This window comes from Wolbachia endosymbiont (group A) of Cydia splendana (genome assembly GCF_947179475.1).
Taxonomy (GTDB): domain Bacteria; phylum Pseudomonadota; class Alphaproteobacteria; order Rickettsiales; family Anaplasmataceae; genus Wolbachia; species Wolbachia pipientis.
In genome coordinates, this window is record NZ_CAMXBP010000001.1 from 525228 (window position 1) to 543817 (window position 18590).

Genomic DNA, 18590 nt, shown 5'->3' on the forward strand with positions numbered 1-18590 from the left:
TCGTACAGATATATGCTTGACACTGGAATGATGACATTTATCATAGGATTCTTAGTTGCTGATTTTAGAATTGATAAGAGAAAACTTTTTTTCAACTTGTTGTATAATTTTATAAAAGTGATCGAAATCTAAGCTTGCACTGCCAATTAAAACTCCTGATAAATTTGAAATATTTAACAAATTTTCTATATTTTCTGAACTAACTGAACCACCATATATAATGTGTTTTTTACCAGTACACAATTTTATTACCTCTATCACCTCAGTAATTGCATCATTATTTGGCATATGACCTGTACCTATTGCCCATATTGGCTCATATGCTACGGTATATTTACCATGTGTTGGCAAACGGTTTTTACATTGATATTCTATTACCTCATTTGTTTTTCCACTTTTATAATCTTCTGAATTTTCACCTACACAGATCATTGGGTGTAAGCCTAATTCTATTGATGTTTTGGACTTAAGTTTTATTTCACTATCTTTTTCATTAGCCCTTTCAGAATGCCCCAGTATTACGTAAGTACACCCTAGTTCTTTTAACATTTCTGCGCTAATTTCACCTGTGTAAGAACCGGACTTTTTCTGATGGCAATTCTGTGCTCCTATATTAATATTATTGTTCAACTCTATACTGCTTGGAAATGACGTAAAAGGAGGGCAAATTACTAATTTAGAGGTAATTTCGTTGCTCTTGTCGTTAAGTTTGCCTATAAAGTCAACAAATGAAGAACGCATTCCATTCATTTTCCAATTTGCTACTATTAAAAAGGACATCAACTTTACTTATATGAGTGAGAGTGCCGGCTGTCGGACTTGAACTGACAACCTACTGATTACAAGTCAGTTGCTCTACCAATTGAGCTAAGCCGGCGTTAAACACATTAATAATATACAATTATCAATGAATTTTCGTCAACTAATTTTTAAAATACTGTATAATGAAAATAATATGAAAAAATTTTTACTGAAGCCAAAAAAGAGTCTAGGGCAAAATTTTATTTTATCGAGTGAGATAACAAAAAAAATCGTCGCTTTAGCTGGTAGTCTGGAAAATTTTAATGTCATTGAAATTGGTCCTGGATATGGTGCATTAACAAGAGAAATATTGGTGCATAATCCAAAGTCTCTACTTTCTATAGAAAAAGATAGAGATTTAGTAAAACACCATGACCAACTGCTAAATGAGCATCAAGGAAAGTATAGAATTATAGAAGCGGATGCACTGCATGTTACAGAAGAAGAGCTGATAGAGCGCCCAGTTAAAGTTATTGCTAACTTGCCTTACAATATCTCGGTAGTGTTATTTTTAAAGTGGTTAAATAATATAAAATTTTTTACGAACTTGACATTAATGTTTCAAAAAGAGGTAGCAGATCGCATTACGGCAAGACCCAATTCTAAAGATTATGGTTCCTTATCAGTGCTAAGCCAGTTACTATGTGATATAAAAAAGGAATTTGATATTGAACCTAAAGAGTTTTTTCCAAGACCAAAAATACATTCTTCAGTAATTACAGTAAATCCTTTGCCTACCCCAAAGTTTGTAGTAAACTTGGAAACCTTAATAAAATTAACACGTGCTGTTTTTGCTCAAAGAAGAAAGATGCTGAGAAATAGCTTGCAAAATATAACGAACCACGCTGAAACTGTCCTTGAAAACGCTAAATTGAGCGGAAACCAGCGTCCAGAAAACTTAACTATTGAGCAGTTTTGTTTGCTGGCAAATAATGTAGAATGCTTATTTTGCAATAAAATGTATTAGCAACCATATAGCTTTTCTATCTCCTAAAAACAGTTAGAGCTATACAATTAAACGCTCCTAGCTAATTTTGCCTATTGCAATTTAATTAATTGGCGTATAAGCTTTAAATAAAGCCTATGAAAAAAATGGAAGCTTGTTATTCGTTTGACGATATACTTCTTTTGCCAGCCTATTCTAATATATTGCCTTGCGATGCAGATACAAAAACTTATTTAACAAATAGTATAGAACTAAATATCCCTCTCATATCCTCTGCAATGGATACTGTTACTGAATCGGACTTTGCAATAGCTATTGCCCAACATGGAGGGATAGGTTGCATACATAAGAATTTATCAATAGATGAACAAGTTTTAGAAGTAAGAAGGGTGAAAAAATATGAAAGTTGGATCGTGTATAACCCAATTACGATTTCACCGGATAAAACAGTTGCGGAAGCAATTTCATTAATGAGAGAGCACAATTATTCTGGCATTCCTGTAGTCGATCAACGCAAGTTAGTTGGAATTTTAACTAACCGAGATGTGAGATTTATTGAAGACCAGAACATGAATGTAAAAGTTTCCGAAGTGATGACAAAAGATAAGTTAGTGACAGTGCGGGAGCAGGGAGTGAATAGTGCCTCAGCAATGAAATTGTTGCATGAAAATAGAATAGAAAAGCTTTTGGTCGTAGATGAAAATTCTTGTTGTATAGGTTTAATTACGGTTAAAGACATTGAAAAATACAATAGATACCCAAATTCATGTAAAGACAGTAAAGGGCGGCTAAGAGTTGCCGCTGCAATTGGCACTGGTAAAAAAGATGGTATAGAAAGATGTGAAGCTTTGATCGGAGAAGAAGTTGATGTAGTTGTTGTGGATACTGCTCACGGTCATTCCGAAAACGTTATCAATACCATTAGGGAAATAAAAAAGATGTATCCTAATACGCAATTAATTGGCGGAAACATTGCAACAAAGGAGGCTGCTGAAGCGTTGATTGATGCGGGTGTTGATGCAGTGAAGGTTGGAATAGGACCAGGATCAATCTGTACAACCAGAATAGTTACAGGTGTTGGTGTGCCACAATTCTCTGCAATCAAGAATGTTGCAGAGGCGTGTAGAGCAAGAAACGTCAGACTAATTGCTGATGGTGGGGTAAAATACTCAGGAGATGTTGCAAAAGCTATTGCAGCTGGTGCTGACTCTGTGATGATTGGTTCGATTTTTGCTGGCACTGACGAAAGCCCAGGTGAGATTATTATGTATAAGGGCAGAGCATATAAAGGCTATCGAGGAATGGGATCTATTAGTGCAATGAAACGAGGTTCAGCTAGCCGTTATTTTCAAGATAAAGATTCAAAACTCAAATTAGTTCCACAAGGAGTGGAAGGAAGAGTTCCATTCAAAGGTCCAGCTTCAGGAGTAATCCATCAATTGATTGGCGGATTGCAAGCTGCAATGGGGTATACTGGTAATAGGAATATAGAAGAGATGAAAAAAAATTGTAAATTTGTTACTATTACTGCATCAGGATTAAGAGAGAGTCACGCTCATGATATAGTCATTACACAAGAAGCTCCAAATTATGCTTATCAAACGTCCAATTTGTCAACTGATTCGGAGTAGTCCAGAAAAAGTAGAGAGAAAGTTAAAACGTTTTTGGAGTAAAATAAAACGTTTTTTCAAAATATGACAAATAGAAGAGAATATACAGCAGAATTCAAATTAGAAGCTGTTAAGCTGGTTAAAGAAACAGGTCAAGCAAGTACAAAAATAGCAAAAGATCTAGGTATAGATGGTAGTATGTTAAGTAAGAAAATATGATGGAAAAATGTCTGGAGCATACGCATTTCCAGGCAAAGGCTCCTTATGACAAAGAAAGATTTGATCTAAAAAAGAGCTAATAAGAGAAAGAGACATCTTAAAAAAAGCCCTGGGCAAAGAAAAAGAGTAAAGTATTCTTTTATATAGAAATTGCTATAAAACACAGGAACTATGTAGGGTTTTGTACTGGTGGTATGGGTTGCTAAGGAAAAAAGCAGTAAAGAATTAGCAAAAGAAGGGCTTCTAGCAGATATTCAAAAAATACATCAAGCTTCTAAATGCAGATATGGAGCCCCTAAAATTCACGCTGAATTAAAAGCTTTAGGCAAAAATTAAAACAGTACAAAGTGTTATGCAAGAAAATGGCATTAAAGCCAAGTTTAGACGAAGGTTCAAAAATAAAAAACAGCAAATAAGCAACCGAGTTGTGGCTCCGAACACATTGGATCAAAATTTTACTACTGATCAGCCAAATAAAGTTTGGGATTACCTACATAAAAACTAAAGAAGGTTGTTGGCGGCAATAATTGACCTATATTCACGCATGGTGGTTAATGAGTAACATGATAATTAGTTATAGATTCTTTATTGATGGCCGTTGATAAACGCAAACCCGATAAAAATCTGCTGTTACATAGCGATCAAGGGTCACAGTATACCTCTCAAAATTACCAATTTCTATTGAATACAAAAAACATCATTTCCAGCATGAGCCATAAGGGCTGTTGTTACGATAACTCTGTTGCAGAAAAGTTCACTTAAAAGGGAGCTGCTTATTGATACTTCTCGCTCAACAAACCAGAACTGCCATATTTGAATACATAGAAATCTTTTATAACAAATAACGTAGACATTCTACTATTAACTATTGCATTCCTGCACAATTTATTCTCATGATAAAAACGTCTTAACTTTCTCTCTACTTTTTCTGGGTAAGGTCAAATAGAGAATTTTACAAAAATCTATTTTTAACTTACAATCAATTATTACAATTTTAAACCTACAACTTATGTATAACAGACTTATAGTCAAATCTTTTTCAGTATTATGCATCTGTTTATTTGCTTTATACATAACACTGCCAAATTTCTTTGATAATAAGCTTTTTATTTCGAAAAAAAGAATAAACTTAGGCCTTGACCTGAAAGGAGGGGCATCTTTGCTTTTAAACATAGACTTAGACTTCTATTTTAAGGAAAAGCTAAGCATGCTAGCTAACGAAATAAAAGAGACATTGCTAACAAAAAATATTGAATCTAACGTACAAAATAGCGTTATAACTTTAAATAATATTGATGATTATAAAAAAGCATCTGTGTTGATTAATGCGATAAATCCAAATTTAGAGCTAAATAGAAAAGATTCTTCAATTCTCATTTCGTATAAACCCCATTATAAAAATTCTTTGATCAGTGAAGTAGCTGCAGAATCAATAAACAATGTCCAGCGCCGTTTGGACAAACTTGGCACAAAGGAAGTCAGCGTTCAAAAACAAGGGCAGAATAAAATATTAGTGCAGGTGCCTGGAGTAGAAGATACCAAGCAGATAAAATCTCTGCTTGGCAAAACTGCTAAGCTAGCTTTTCATTTGGCAAACACTAACATAGCCAAGGTGCAGGATATAGACCATGAAACCACTGTCATGCTCAAGGATTCTTTAGGTAATTCTTATCCAATATTCCGCAAAACTGAAATAGGTGGTGATTCGCTGGTTAACGCATCAGTTAGATTTGGTCACTTAGGTAAACCAACAGTGCATTTTAAATTTGACAGCATAGCGAGTAAAAGATTCGCAAAAATCACTAAAGAAAATGTGGGAAAACCTTTTGCAATTGTTCTGGATAACACAGTCTTAACAGTACCTACAATACGTGAGCCAATTTTAAATGGAGAGGGAGAAATTAGCGGTAATTTCACTGAAAAACAAGCAAGCGAACTTGCAATACTTTTAAAATCTGGAGCACTGCCAGCACCACTTAAAATAATTGAAGAAAAAAACATTGGCCCAAGTCTTGGAGAAGAATCAATAAAGGCAGGGGAAATGGCAGCAACAATCTCTATTATAGCCGTGGCTTTATTTATAATCATCACTTACGGCAAATTAGGTGTATTGGCCTCTGTTGCACTTTTTTCTAATGTAGTTCTTATATTATCAATTCTCACTCTGCTTGAAGCAACTCTAACTTTACCTGGAATTGCCGGTATTGCACTCACTGTCGGTATGGCGGTGGATGCAAATGTTTTAATATTTGAGCGAATTCGTGAGGAAATAAAATCTGGCAAGAGAGTGGAACGTGCTATTGAAGAAGGGTTTAAAAACGCTATAAAGACAATACTGGATTCAAATATCACTACATTAATTGCTGCAGGAATAATGTTCATTATTGGCAGCGGAGCAATTAGAGGCTTTTCTGTCACTTTATCAATAGGAATTTTATGTTCGATGTTTTCTGCAATCACAGTCACAAAACTCCTGATAGAGTTGTGTATGAACCCGAAGGAACTAGCGCTTTGAATTAAGGATTTAGATCTCAGTCAACCACCTTCATTCCCACAACGTTATATCCTGAATCGACGTGCAAAATTTCTCCAGTAGTGCCACTACTTAAATCGCTTAATAAGTATAGCGCTGCCTTGCCAACATCCTCTATTGTAACATTGCGTCTGAGCGGAGAATTATTTCTATTCCATTCTGATATGAAGTGAAAATCGCTTATTCCAGAAGATGCTAAAGTTCTGATTGGACCAGCGGAAATTGCATTTACTCTGATATTTTGTGGCCCGAGATCACATGCTATATATTTTACACTTGCTTCAAGTGCTGCTTTACATAAACCCATAACGTTATAATTTGGCATAACTTTTTCAGCGCCATAATAAGATAAAGTAAGCAAACTACCACCACCTGACATCATTTTTTCAGCTCTTTGTGCTAAAGCAGTGAAAGAATAGCACGATATATGCATTGCATTGAGGAAGTTATCCAGTGAAGTATTGACATATTTACCATCTAACTCATTTTTATCGGAGAATGCTATTGCATGCACCAAAAAGTCAAGAGTACCCCATTTTTTCTCTATTATTTCGAAAGCGTTATCTATGATTTTTTCATTTGAAACGTCGCAGTGTAATATTAGCTCCACATTTAGTTCATCTGCTATTGGTGATAGTTTTTCTTTTATTATTTCATTCTGGTAGGTGATTGCAAGTTCTGCTCCGTGCTCTGAGAGAGTTTTTGCTATACCGTATGCTATTGATCTCTTATTTATTATTCCGGTTATTAATCCCTTTTTGCCTTGTAATAGACTTGTCGTCATAGAACTATCTGTTTTTTTATAATTTGGAATATTAACTAGGTAAAGTCAAGATATCACTATGTTTTAAAATATTTTTTGCAGTAACTTGAAGTCTATAAACAGTAATCTTGATTCTTCTACAACAAAGCCATCCCGTATGACATTTTGTCTATAGCTAATTAAGCATATCAATAAGTAAGTAAATCTTAATATAATCTTATTATACTTATAAATACGCTGTATAGAATGAAAGTATGGATGATTTCATAACTGCAAGAAGAAAAGATGATGCTGTGGTATCTGTTTGTCAGGATAATAAGAAAAAAAACGTGTTAATTTTAGGGCTCAATCAAGCCGCAAGGAATTTGTTAAAATACGAGGAAGGGAATTTACTTAATAAGCCGTTAATCAATATTTTAAGTGCAAGAGCAGCTGACGACATGAAGAATTATTTAGAGTATACCGAAAATGGGCACGATTTACTTGATATATTACCTAAAGTGATAGATTTTTCCTTAACTGATGCTAAAGGAGAAGATATCAGGACAAAAGTAAAAGTTTTCCGCACTGCACAATTTGCCAGTAATAAAATAAATTATGAGCTGTTAATACGTGATATCAGTTTGTCCCATAAATTAGGAATCTTTAGAGATGAATATCTAATGGGTAAGAAATATAAAAACCATGACTTATTCGATATACCGGGCAATGAGTCCACTATTCTAGAGTTATACGTTATATTGAATTTCGCCTTTCAACATCAAATTAATGCAGCTATAGGAATAATTGGCTTAAATAGTAGCTGTAGCGAGACAAATGATGCACTGAAAGTTATCATAGAACATTTTTATAAAAATTGCCGTAGTGATGATTTTCTAGGGTATATTGATGAGAATAAAGTGCTTTTTGTTTTGATTAACTGCGATGTAAAAAGTACATCTATAGCCTTTCTTATAATAGTCCGAATGCGATAAGATATGTGTTTATGGCTATAGCAGGCCAGTAGCATATTACGGTCTGTTCGGATTATTGTAAAAAGAGCTATAAAATAATTAATCGTATACATTCTGCCATTAATAAGCAGTTATTAATGCAAAAATTACCAAGTGTATCAATAATTTATGGGAATATAGCTCAAAAACAGGCAGCAAAATCTACCAGCGGTGCCTTCTGAAAAGTTGTTTTTTATTTATATTGAGTTTAAACTTAAATTTTTATAAAGATTTAAGTTTATTTATGAAGTTAAAGTACTACCTGGTAGCACTGCTTTCATCATTGTTTTTGCAGAATAGTGCTAGCTCTAAAACAATTTTGGATAAGGAAATATTTTATGCAGAACTAGACGGAAAAATAGATTTGAGATTCGGCTACGCCTTCAACAGAGATTCTTTCAATGCTAAGCCTAAGGATAAAACTTCAAGTTATTCACACTTGCGCTTTCTTTATTTACAGCAAGTTTATCCAAATACTCAAATGGGGGTTAATGTTAAGGCAGGGGTTTCTGGTATTGCAAACCTAAAAGCGTTAGACATAGAAAAGTTAGACATGGAGGAATGGTATTTTATCATAAAAAACCAGGAACTTGGATCAATTGAATATGGTAAAAGAAGTTTAGTTGGTCAGAGCATGTTAATTAACACTTCAAAAATTTATGCAGCTGCTGGAGGAGTAAATGGTCATTGGACAAACTATGCAAATTTGCGCGGTGATCATAAAAAGGATGGTGACCCTGGATATGATCAAGACAAGGTGTTCTGGGTCAAGCCGAATATTTATAGCGATTATAATGAACTCGAACTAGGGTTAAAACAATCATCAATTAACTACATCTCCCCTGAAATCTATAACTTTCAACTCGGATTCAGTTATGTTCCAGGAAAAAATAACTTACAGTACAGCAATTTAATTGCTGCTGGCCTTTCCTATAAAAACAGCTTGTCAGATGATATAGGTTTTACTACTGCCTTAACTGGTGAATTTGCAAGAGAAAATTTAACTGATTGCTCAGATGGGACTTCTAAAAATTATGAATGCCGCAATCAATTACTACACTGGAATTTTGGTTTGAAGCTAAAATTGTTCGATCTTGATTGCATTTTTTCGTATGGTAATGGTGGTAAATCTGGTGAGAAGCGTAATCCTGAAACAAATAATACGTATTATATGAATGCAGGTATCGCTTACCGTTCTGATTCTTACAAATCGAGCTTAACATATTTTAGTAGTGGTAGGGATATTGCAGGCGAAGGTACAAACGAGTTAACATCATATGCTTTAAGTCTTGAAAATTCTCTTTTTTTAGGTACTTCATACTATTTCGATATTGTAAAGTTTAGTACAAAAGAGCCTAAAATAGAAAATAACAACTCTGGTTATGTGTTCTTGGCTGGACTGAAATTAAGTTTTTAATATTGCCTCCTTCCAACACTCTTTTCTGTCATCCAAGGTAACCGTTCACAGATTTCCACTTAATTTTTCAATCTCACTCATGGAGAGGCCAGTAAACTGACCTTACCCAGAAAAAGTGGAGAGAAAGAAAAGAGTTTTTTTGGGTAAAATAAAATTTTGGAGGATTAGAAATGGTAAGAGAATATACAGCAGAATTCAAATTGGAAGCTGTTAAACTGGCAAATGAACAAAGAAAGGTAGGTCAACCAGTTGCAAAAGTAGCAAGAGATCTAGGAATAAGGGATAGTGTATTAGGAAAATGGATGAAGAAATATAACGAAAAAAAGTCAGCGGCAAATGCATTTCCAGATGTAGCACCTTATGACAAAGAGAGGTTTGATTTACAAAGCAAGAGTAACAAGGGAAAGAGACATTTAAAAAAAAGCCCTGGCCAGTCAAAAAGAGTAAAATATTTTTTTATATAGTAACTGCTATAAAGTACAGGAATTATGTAGGATTTTCTGCTAGTGGCTACTATAAGCTTACTATTACCCACAAATATAAATGTTTGTTGCATAGCTCTTAATGGCATAACTTTTGCTTGAAATAACTGTTTATATGGTGCAATTTACAGCTTTTAGTTGCTAAAATTATAACTCTTAGTTTAATAATTTTAATCTAATAAGCTTTCAGGTTAATAAAATTAAATTATTTGAGTAAATACAATATTATGTTTTTATTTGTGGGTAATAGTAAGTACTATAAGTGGACCACAAGAAAAATAAGCAGTAGAGAATCAGCAAATAAAGAGCTACTCGAAGCTATTCAAAAAATATATCAAGTTTCTAAATGTAGATATGGAGCTCCTAAAATTCATGCTGAATTGAAGGCTTTGGGTAAAAGTTGCAATTTGAAAACGGTGCAAAGTATTATGCAGAAAAATGACATCAGGGCTATACTGAGAAGAAAGTTTAAAATTAAAAAACAACAAACAGATAATAGAGCTGTAGCTCCCAATATATTAGACCAAAACTTTATTGTTGATCAACCAAATAAAGTATGGGATTACTTACATCAAAACCAAGGAGGGATGGCTATATTTGGCAGCAATAATTCTCACGTATGGTAGTTAATCTTACTATTACCCACAAATATAAATGTACTTATAAATAAAGTATTACAATATTAAAGTTTGCAAATATTGAGGGTATAAAAATGGCAAACGAGAGTAATGAATGGGCTAAAAATGAATTTGGAGATGCTGTACTTGGAGATAAAAGATTAACTGACCGATTAGTAAAGATTGCTGATAGTTTGATAAGTTTACCTGAAAGCTCAATTAATGAGGCATGCGGAAGTTGGTCAGAAGCAAAAGCAGCATACCGTTTTTTTCAAAATGAGAATGTAAAAGAAAGTGATATTTTAGCTACACATATTAATAAGACGGTTGAGAGAATAAAAGCTCACAAGAGGGTTCTTGTCATTCAAGATACCAGTTACATTGTATATAATAACCATAAAAAAACAAGCGGATTAGCAAATTTGTCCAGTTATGATACTGCAAAAGGTATTATAATGCATACAGCTCTTGCCGTTAGTATAGAAGGTTTGGTACTAGGGATACTAGATCAAAAAGTTTATTCAAGACCTGAAGAAACTGAGAACCTTAAAAAAAAGAGCGATCGCATTGAAGATAAAGAAAGCGTAAAGTGGTTGGAAACTTTAAGAAAAACAAATAATATTATTGATCCAACTCAAACTGAGACTATAACTGTATGCGATAGAGAAGCAGATATATATGACTTTTTTGAGCTTGCACATAATCTTAATTCGGCAGTGCTAGTTAGAGCATGCAGAGATAGAGCAGTAAATAGAAAATCTCGATATCCTGAAAAAGGTGAGCAGAAGTTATGGGCATTTATTAAATCCTCTCATTGTACAGGTACGGTAGAAGTTGAAGTTCCTGTAAAAGATAATAAGCCAAAAAGAACAGCACGTTTGGAAGTTAGATTTGGAAAGTTTATGATGAATCCATCTAAGAATAATATTAGGCATAAGACGGAAGAACTACCTAAATTACCACTTTATGCAGTTTATGTTGTTGAGAAAACTCCCCTTCCCTTAAAAAAAAACCGCTAGAATGGATGCTATTAACGAATCTTTCAGTTAATACTTTCGATGAAGCTATTGAAAAAATTAGTTGGTATTGCCTTAGATGGAAAATAGAGATATTACATAAAATTTTAAATTCGGTCTCAAAGTTGAAGAATGTAGGCTTGGAATAGCAGAAAGACTAATGAGATATCTAACAGTTATGAGTATTATTGCTTGGAGGATCTTCTTTATTACATCAATTGCAAGAGCTAACCCAACATTACCATGTACTACCTTATTAGCTGAAGAAGAATGGAAAGTTTTATACGTTAAAATACACAGAAAACCATGTCCAAGTGTAGTTCCCAACATAAAAGAAGCTGTTTCATGAACTTGGAGGCCATTTAGCAAGAAAAAATGACCCAAAACCAGGACCAATTACTCTTTGGAAAGGATATAAACGTCTCTTTGATTTAGCAGAAGGATGGCGACTTGCTCACGAACCTCATATTTGTGGGTAATAGTAAGGTAGTTAATGAGTAGTGCAATAAATAAACAATTGGTTATGAACTCTTTATTAATGGCCATTAATAGGCGTAAACCTGTTAAAAATCTACTGCTGCACAGTGACCAAGGTTCACAATATACTGCGCAAGGGTATCAATATCTCTTAGCTGTAAAGAATATAGATGAGTAATAAAGGCTGTTGTTACGACAATTCTGTTGCAGAAAGCTTCTTTAGCTCATTGAAAAGAGAAATACTTATTGATACTTCACAACACTCTGCTCAACAAACTAGAACTGCAATATTTGAATACATAGAAATTTTTTATAACAAACAACGTCACTATTAACTATTGCATTCCAGAACAATTTGATGCATCATTCTTTTTGTAAAAAACATTCCAAACTTTCTCTCCACTTTTTCTGGGTAAGGTCACTGACTCAATACCCAGTCAATATCCTTTCCACCAGTTCTTTTACTGCCGGTACGTAGCCATTCTCATAAAATGGATCTTGCTTAAATTTGTACACATTGTGCCCGGAAAACATGAGTTCGTTCTCAATATCACCATCGTGTATAACGTTTTGCAGTGTTTTTTGTATGCAAAAACTACGCGGATCTGGCTTTCGTCCTGTTGAATGGTCACCATGATCTTTCCAATTGCTAAACAAACAATGGCTCAAACATCCCATACAATTGATTTGATCTTCTCTTATTTGTTTAAATTTATCTGGCGTCACAAAAATAACAGTTGAATCTGGGGTTTTCATTGCTTCTGTGTACCCTGCTTTAGTCCATGTATTTGCCAGTTCTTTGTCTTTTGCAGTAAGGTAGATCTTCCTACCTCTGCTACCCATTGCAAATTCACTATTGGATTCTTCGCTGGCATTTTCTGAAAAATTTACTTGATGTAATTTTCGTTCCTGTAACTCACGTATCAAATTATTCCTCACCGCAGATGAATAAAACCCTGTTGGACTGAATTTATTTAAAAATACATCACCTTCTTCTAAAGTGAGTAGCTTCTTTTTCCACTCTGCAGAAATTGGGCTTTCTTTCGTCAAAAGTGGACGAGTGCCAAACTGAAAAGCTATTGGTCCAATTTGCAGATTGTCAAACCAATGTTCCCAATCTTTCAAATGCCACACTCCTCCTGCCATAACAATTGGTGTTTCTGAAAGACCGATCTCGTTCATGAAAGATCTAAGCTCTGCAACTCTTTCAAATGGAGCCTGTGGTAGCTCTGGGTCTTCACTGTTACTCAGTCCATTGTGCCCTCCAGCAAGCCATGGATCTTCATACACTACTCCACCAAGCAAATAGGAAGATATTTTTTGGTAAGTACGTTTCCATAATGCTTTAAAAGCACGCACTGATGAGATAATAGGGTAATAATAAACCTGATATTTAGCTGCAATTTCCCCAAGCCTATAAGGCATACCAGCACCGCAGGTAATACCATGAACTAAGCCTTTTGCTCTTTCCAATATGCCATGAAGCACGCGTTCTGCTGCTCCCATCTCCCAAAGTACATTCATGTGTATTCTTCCATGACCTTTTGATATTTCATTTGCTATTCTTGCCTGACTAATTCCAGCTTCAATACTATACTCAATCAATTCACTATGCTTTTCATTTCTTGTTTTGCCTTTATAAATTAGTGGCACTAACTCGCCATTATCATCAATAAGCTTAGCATTTGCACCAGAAAATGTACCCACAGCATCTGCTGCAGCAAATGCTCCGCTTGATCTTCCATCACTAACTGCAATGCCTTTGCCGCCCTCGATGATTGGCCACACTTCCTTTCCTGAAATTACTATCTTTTTTATCTTATTTTTCAAAACTTCCTCGCAATCTTTCACTCTATTTTACTTAATTACTAAAAAAATGATAGCTGTTTATTTTTTCTTGTATCATTAAAGCTTCTATAGCTACTCACGCTGTTGTAGTTTGAGAGCAGTTCCCATCGGAAGGGTGTCATTCCAGTGCTTGACACTGGAATCCAGTTTTTGATCAAAAATGTTGCTATAGTGCACAATCAATTTTCCTGGATCCCAGTGTCTGGACACTGGGATGACACCATAGGGGGCTACTTGGATGACAGGGGAGGGAGGCTGCTGGGATCCTGACAACCGTCATCCCGCTGCTTGTTAGCGCTTACTATTACCCACAAATATAAATGTTTGTTGCATAGCTCTTAATGGCATAACTTTTGCTTGAAATAACTGTTTATATGGTGCAATTTACAGCTTTTAGTTGCTAAAATTATAACTCTTAGTTTAATAATTTTAATCTAATAAGCTTTCAGGTTAATAAAATTAAATTATTTGAGTAAATACAATATTATGTTTTTATTTGTGGGTAATAGTAAGCTTCAAAACCTTACTATTACCCACAAGTATAAAATTCATGAGCAAGTTTCCATCCTTCTGCTAAATCAAAGAGACGTTTCCATCCCTTCCACAAAGCTATAGGGCCTGGTTCTAAGTCATTTTTGCGAGCTAAAAACCCTCCTAACTTGGCCACCCACCTCACAATTTCTCTTATAGGTGGTGGTGTCTCAGGATAGTTTTTTGTCTTAAGCATTTTGGTATATAAAACCTTCCATTCGTCGTCAGTCAGTATGAAAGTGCAAGAAAGATTTGGATTTGTTCTAGCTACTAGTGTGATAAAAAATATTCTCCATGCAATTATACTCATTATTGTAAGAAAGCGGATTAATCTATCTGCTGCTTGGAGCCTACATTCTTCAACTTTAAGACCAGATTTCAAAATTTTATGAAAAACCTCTATTCTCCATCTTAAGCAATACCATTGTATTTTTTCTACTGCTTCTTCAAAATTATTAATATTTATATTTGTCAACAAAATCCAGTTCACAGGCTCTTCGCCAAATGGGGGGTATTTTTCTATAGCATAGACAGCATTTAAACTTAAATTAGGAAGTTTTTGGGTTTTACGTCTAGCGTTATTTTTTGATGCATTCATCACAAAGTTGCTAAACTTTACTTCTAAAACTGTTGTTCTTTGAGGTTTATCATTGCGAGCAGGAATATTCACTTGTATTTCTCCTTGATAAGACATGCGATTCATCAGATCCCACAACCTTTCACCACCTTTTTCAGAATAAGTCGACTTCTTATTTATTGTTCTGTTTTGATTTCCTCTTACTACAAAAAGAGATTGATTAGTGGAAGCAACTTCAAATAAATCATACATATCTGCTTCTCTGTCACAGACGGTAACTACCTTGATATCCTTTAATCCAGGATGATTAGTAGAATATTTAAGTGATTCTATCCACCGTATGCTTTCTTTCTCTTCTATGGGAACAGCAGTATTATGGCTTCTTCTTTTCAACTCTTTTAGGTCTTCAGCTAAGGAGGGTCTAGTACTAATTTTTTGATCCAATAATCCTATAGGCAGTCCTTCTGTTGTAACTGCAAACGTTGTATGCATCACTAATCCATGTGTTTTAAAATTAGTTGTTTTAGATGTTAATCTTGCTGCTATAATCCCTAATCCTTCGGTCTTTTTATGATTTTTATATGAGATATAACTCGTGTCTTGGATAGCTAAGATAGTTGAGTATTCTTTAGCTCTTTCAACAGTTTTAATTATATGACTTTCTAATATCTTTCTCTCAGAAATGGCATCGTTTTGGAAAAATCTATAAGCTGCTTTACTTTGATGCCAATCTTCACAAGCTTGATTTATTGAACGCTCAGGCGATTCAGCAAAACTATTAACTATTTTTAGAAGCCTTTTACTTAATCTTATATCACCAAAATTAACAATTCCAAATTCACTTTCTGCCCATTCGCCAGTTGAAGTATTTATAGTTCTTTTCATCATATATTCCATTTTTAGACCATAGATCCATTTATAATAGAAAGTTGAATTAGTAAAATATCAGCTTTTTTACTATTTATATACTTATGGGTAATAGTAAGTTGTTAGCGGGATCTAGAGATACCGCGGCGGTATGACGTAGAGCTACGTGTTTAGGTTTAATGAATCCACTATATCTTTTACTTGAGAAAAAACATACTCTTTGCTTACACTGGTATCGATAATAAAGTCACTCATCTTCCTTTTCTCCTCAATAGATAACTGAACATCGGAGATTAGATTAAGCTTTTCTTTATCTGTGTTGCGTTCGTTAAGTCTTTGAGCTTGCACAACGCTATCTGCATGAACAAAAACAATAAGGTCGCAATATAAATAAAATTTTGTTTCTAATAGAAGTGGCACATCTAAAACTAAAAGTTTTCTATCGATCTTTTTTTCCTTGGCAATAAAAAATTCTAATTCACGCAGCACAGCAGAGTGAACCAAAGATTGAAATTGTTTCCAATTTTCATCGTAGGCTAAGAAATATTTAGACAGTACTGTTCTATCTATTTCACCATTTACTACCACTCCAGGAAAATTTTTCTCTGCATAACTTATTATGCTTTTATCCACTTTATAAAGTTGGTGTACAACAGAATCAGCATCAAATACAGCAGCACCAAACTCTTGAAAGCAATTAGTTACAAAGCTCTTTCCTACCCCAATTCCGCCTGTTAGACCTATAATCATATAACAAAAACACATTAGACTTCTTTCGAAACTATAGCTAAGGTTTCTCTATATATATTAACTAGATTTTCTAGATCCCAGTGTCAAGCACATAACTATACGAACATTGCAATTTGTAGGTGGTATCATTCCAGTCTGGAATCCAGCTTTTATGTTGTATAGTGCACAATCAATTTTCCTGGATCGAAGTAGTCAAGGCACTGGGATGACACCCTACTTAACCGTCATACCGCCGCGGTATCTCTTAGCCACTAACACGTAGCGGGATGACGATTGTCGATAAATCTAAGTTACTTTAGCAACAGTTATTCTCCACTAAATTACTCTGAATTTTGGTTATATTATTTGCGGATTTCACTGCTGAAATCTCAAATTTTGAGCTTGTGTTCAAAAATGATTCAACTGACCTGCCAAAAAAATCATATCTCCATCCCTTGAATAATTTATCTGTCTGTCCAGATATTGACCCGGTTAACTCATCTTTTGAAGAAACTAATTTCCTTGATATGTTACTTTCTTTACATTTACTATCTAAAATAATTGAGAGTATATCAAGTACAGATTTGTCATAATTACTCGATAAGGTGTTGTTTTGCTGCATCCAATTTCTCTCATTTTCATTAAAAATATTCACAAACTCTAGTAAATCCGCATCTTTTATATTTTTTGCATTCCTCTTGAGATCATCTAAAATCTCATCAACATGCTCTATATTTTTTTCAATAAAACCAGCTATTACAGCATTATTGATTATTTTATTACGGTTCATATTATAGCGCTGTGCTAAGGTTTCTTGCCACTCACTAACTGCTTTAACAGTTAGTATCAATCTTGGATTTACTTCATAATTAAATTTAATCCTCTTCCATGCATCTTTTGGGCTATGTAAATACTTATTTATATCAACTATTGATTCCATCTCCTCTTGAAACCAACCCATCCTATTATTTTCTTCAAGTTTATTGCACAATATTTGGTATAGGTCATATAGGTGTACCACGTCGTTTACTGCATAATCTAACTGATCTTCGGACAACGGACGCCTTAACCAATCTGAATTTTTAGCTTTAATTTTATCCAGTGCTATTCCTTGATATTGCTCCACTACTTTTGAGTAACCAATAAAGTCATGATAATAATGACAAAACATAGCAGCAACTTGGGTATCAAAAATGGGAGTGGGAATACATTTAAACACAGTGAGTAAGGATTCTATATCCTGCCGGCAGCTATGAAACACTTTGGTTATCCCCTGATTTAGCATTATTTTCTTAATGAATGATAAATCAATTTCTGGCACTAATGCGTCTACAATAAAACTCTTCTCTCCGTAAGAAATTTGAATTAACGATAATTTTGGGTAGTAGATTAAATTATTTCTAATGAACTCCGTGTCAACTGCTATAAATTTTGGCTTTTTTGCTATCAACCCCTCACATATGTCCTCCAGCTCCGACGTTGTATTAATTAACATATGTTTTTTATTCAGTGGTTCTACTTTACCACTTATATTAAATTTTTGCAATTAATGACTTCTTGCAGAACTTTCTATCACTCATTGGCATCACACAAATAGCCTTTTCCATCCCAATCCCAGTGCTTCCTTCTCCTGTCATCCCAGTGCCCTGACTACTTGGATCTAGCAAGCTTTGCTTGCAAATAAGTCTAATACGCGTCGCGTTTTATGCCAAAACACAATTGGAGTTACATGCAAAATAGATCCCAGACTGGGATGACAAAAAAAGGAGCACTGGGATGACAGCAGTCCTACGTCATACCGCCGCGGTATCTCTAGATCCCGCTGCGGGATGACGATTGTCGTTTAGCTATAAATATTAAGAAATTTACCGAATAAAAAAAAAGGCAAAAGAAGCCCTGGGGTTATTATCCGCTTTAAAATATTGGCGTTTTTTATGTTTTAAACGCTTGACAAGCAAGATTAAGCTGCTTTTAATTGCAACTAACTTACGCTGCAAATGTTTAAGAAATTTACTAAGCAGAAAAAAAGACAAAGAATCCCCGAGTTAGCTAGTCTTTTACTATCTCTGTCGAGTATTGGCATTTTTTGATGTCTTGTAACGCTTTATAAGCGCGTTCAGCTTATTTAGATAAAAATCTAGATGTAGATGAAGTTTTGTAAAGAC

15 protein-coding genes, 1 tRNA gene and 4 pseudogenes are annotated in these 18590 nt (G+C 34.4%); 11 read left to right on the forward strand and 9 right to left on the reverse strand.

The features are described from left to right. Positions 1–51: 51 nt before the first annotated feature. Entirely contained in the window at positions 52–780 is a 729-nt protein-coding gene (locus OM961_RS02530; protein ID WP_264339301.1) for a triosephosphate isomerase, read from the reverse strand. Positions 781–804: 24 nt separating this feature from the next. Beyond that, a tRNA-Thr gene (locus OM961_RS02535) sits at positions 805–877 on the reverse strand. Positions 878–955: 78 nt separating this feature from the next. Between OM961_RS02535 and rsmA the strand changes: the two genes are divergently transcribed. From rsmA to OM961_RS07570, 3 genes and pseudogenes are all read left to right on the forward strand, one after another. Beyond that, the gene (gene rsmA, locus OM961_RS02540; RefSeq protein WP_264339302.1) at positions 956–1768 is read left to right on the forward strand and encodes a 16S rRNA (adenine(1518)-N(6)/adenine(1519)-N(6))-dimethyltransferase RsmA; all 813 of its coding nucleotides are present in this window, start codon (positions 956–958) and stop codon (positions 1766–1768) included. A gap of 116 nt (positions 1769–1884) precedes the next feature. Beyond that, positions 1885–3378, forward strand: a complete 1494-nt coding sequence (gene guaB, locus OM961_RS02545) for an IMP dehydrogenase (RefSeq protein ID WP_264339303.1) — start codon at positions 1885–1887, stop codon at positions 3376–3378. Between the two features lie 63 nt (positions 3379–3441). After that, positions 3442–4421: pseudogene (locus tag OM961_RS07570) on the forward strand (IS3 family transposase). Between the two features lie 46 nt (positions 4422–4467). Here OM961_RS07570 and OM961_RS02560 read toward each other — a convergent pair. Further along, a complete protein-coding gene (locus tag OM961_RS02560; protein WP_039964338.1) occupies positions 4468–4749 on the reverse strand; it encodes a hypothetical protein in 282 nt (93 codons plus the stop codon). On the opposite strand from OM961_RS02560, the gene secD reads away from it, so the two are divergent. Further along, on the forward strand, positions 4649–6091 hold the full coding sequence (gene secD, locus OM961_RS02565) for a protein translocase subunit SecD (protein WP_458694006.1): 1443 nt from the start codon (positions 4649–4651) through the stop codon (positions 6089–6091). The two genes, OM961_RS02560 and secD, sit on opposite strands and share 101 nt — an antisense overlap. A 16-nt stretch (positions 6092–6107) precedes the next feature. On the opposite strand, the gene OM961_RS02570 is transcribed toward secD, so the two are convergent. Continuing rightward, on the reverse strand, positions 6108–6893 hold the full coding sequence (locus tag OM961_RS02570) for an enoyl-ACP reductase FabI (RefSeq protein ID WP_182309896.1): 786 nt from the start codon (positions 6891–6893) through the stop codon (positions 6108–6110). A gap of 233 nt (positions 6894–7126) precedes the next feature. Here OM961_RS02570 and OM961_RS02575 point away from each other — a divergent pair, with 233 nt between their 5' ends. The 6 genes and pseudogenes from OM961_RS02575 to OM961_RS07575 form a co-directional block, all read left to right on the forward strand. After that, positions 7127–7846, forward strand: a complete 720-nt coding sequence (locus OM961_RS02575) for a hypothetical protein (protein WP_264339304.1) — start codon at positions 7127–7129, stop codon at positions 7844–7846. 262 nt (positions 7847–8108) lie between these two features. Next, positions 8109–9281 carry a porin gene (locus OM961_RS02580; RefSeq protein ID WP_264339305.1) on the forward strand — a complete coding sequence of 391 codons (1173 nt, stop codon included), beginning with the start codon at positions 8109–8111 and terminating at the stop codon, positions 9279–9281. A 170-nt stretch (positions 9282–9451) separates the two neighbouring features. Next, a complete protein-coding gene (locus tag OM961_RS02585; protein ID WP_007548709.1) occupies positions 9452–9745 on the forward strand; it encodes a transposase in 294 nt (97 codons plus the stop codon). Positions 9746–9969: 224 nt separating this feature from the next. Further along, a pseudogene (locus OM961_RS02590) lies at positions 9970–10384 on the forward strand (IS3 family transposase); the annotation flags it as partial. A 91-nt stretch (positions 10385–10475) separates the two neighbouring features. After that, positions 10476–11875: pseudogene (locus OM961_RS02595) on the forward strand (IS4 family transposase). Between the two features lie 14 nt (positions 11876–11889). Then, positions 11890–12251, forward strand: a pseudogene (locus OM961_RS07575) (transposase); the annotation flags it as partial. A 48-nt stretch (positions 12252–12299) separates the two neighbouring features. Here the strand turns inward: OM961_RS07575 and OM961_RS02610 are convergent. Further along, positions 12300–13703, reverse strand: a complete 1404-nt coding sequence (locus OM961_RS02610; protein WP_264339307.1) for an NAD(P)H-dependent flavin oxidoreductase — start codon at positions 13701–13703, stop codon at positions 12300–12302. 144 nt (positions 13704–13847) lie between these two features. On the opposite strand from OM961_RS02610, the gene OM961_RS02615 reads away from it, so the two are divergent. Continuing rightward, on the forward strand, positions 13848–13991 hold the full coding sequence (locus tag OM961_RS02615; protein WP_179947529.1) for a hypothetical protein: 144 nt from the start codon (positions 13848–13850) through the stop codon (positions 13989–13991). Between the two features lie 259 nt (positions 13992–14250). On the opposite strand, the gene OM961_RS02620 is transcribed toward OM961_RS02615, so the two are convergent. From OM961_RS02620 to OM961_RS02635, 4 genes are all read right to left on the reverse strand, one after another. Continuing rightward, positions 14251–15717: an IS4 family transposase gene (locus tag OM961_RS02620; RefSeq protein ID WP_264339580.1), complete on the reverse strand. Its 1467-nt coding sequence runs from the start codon at positions 15715–15717 to the stop codon at positions 14251–14253. A gap of 141 nt (positions 15718–15858) precedes the next feature. Next, the gene (gene coaE / locus OM961_RS02625; protein WP_264339308.1) at positions 15859–16446 is read right to left on the reverse strand and encodes a dephospho-CoA kinase; all 588 of its coding nucleotides are present in this window, start codon (positions 16444–16446) and stop codon (positions 15859–15861) included. Positions 16447–16741: 295 nt separating this feature from the next. Then, entirely contained in the window at positions 16742–17920 is a 1179-nt protein-coding gene (locus OM961_RS02630; protein ID WP_264339586.1) for a ribonuclease D, read from the reverse strand. Positions 17921–17957: 37 nt separating this feature from the next. Further along, on the reverse strand, positions 17958–18092 hold the full coding sequence (locus OM961_RS02635) for a hypothetical protein (protein ID WP_010962423.1): 135 nt from the start codon (positions 18090–18092) through the stop codon (positions 17958–17960). Positions 18093–18590: the final 498 nt, after the last annotated feature.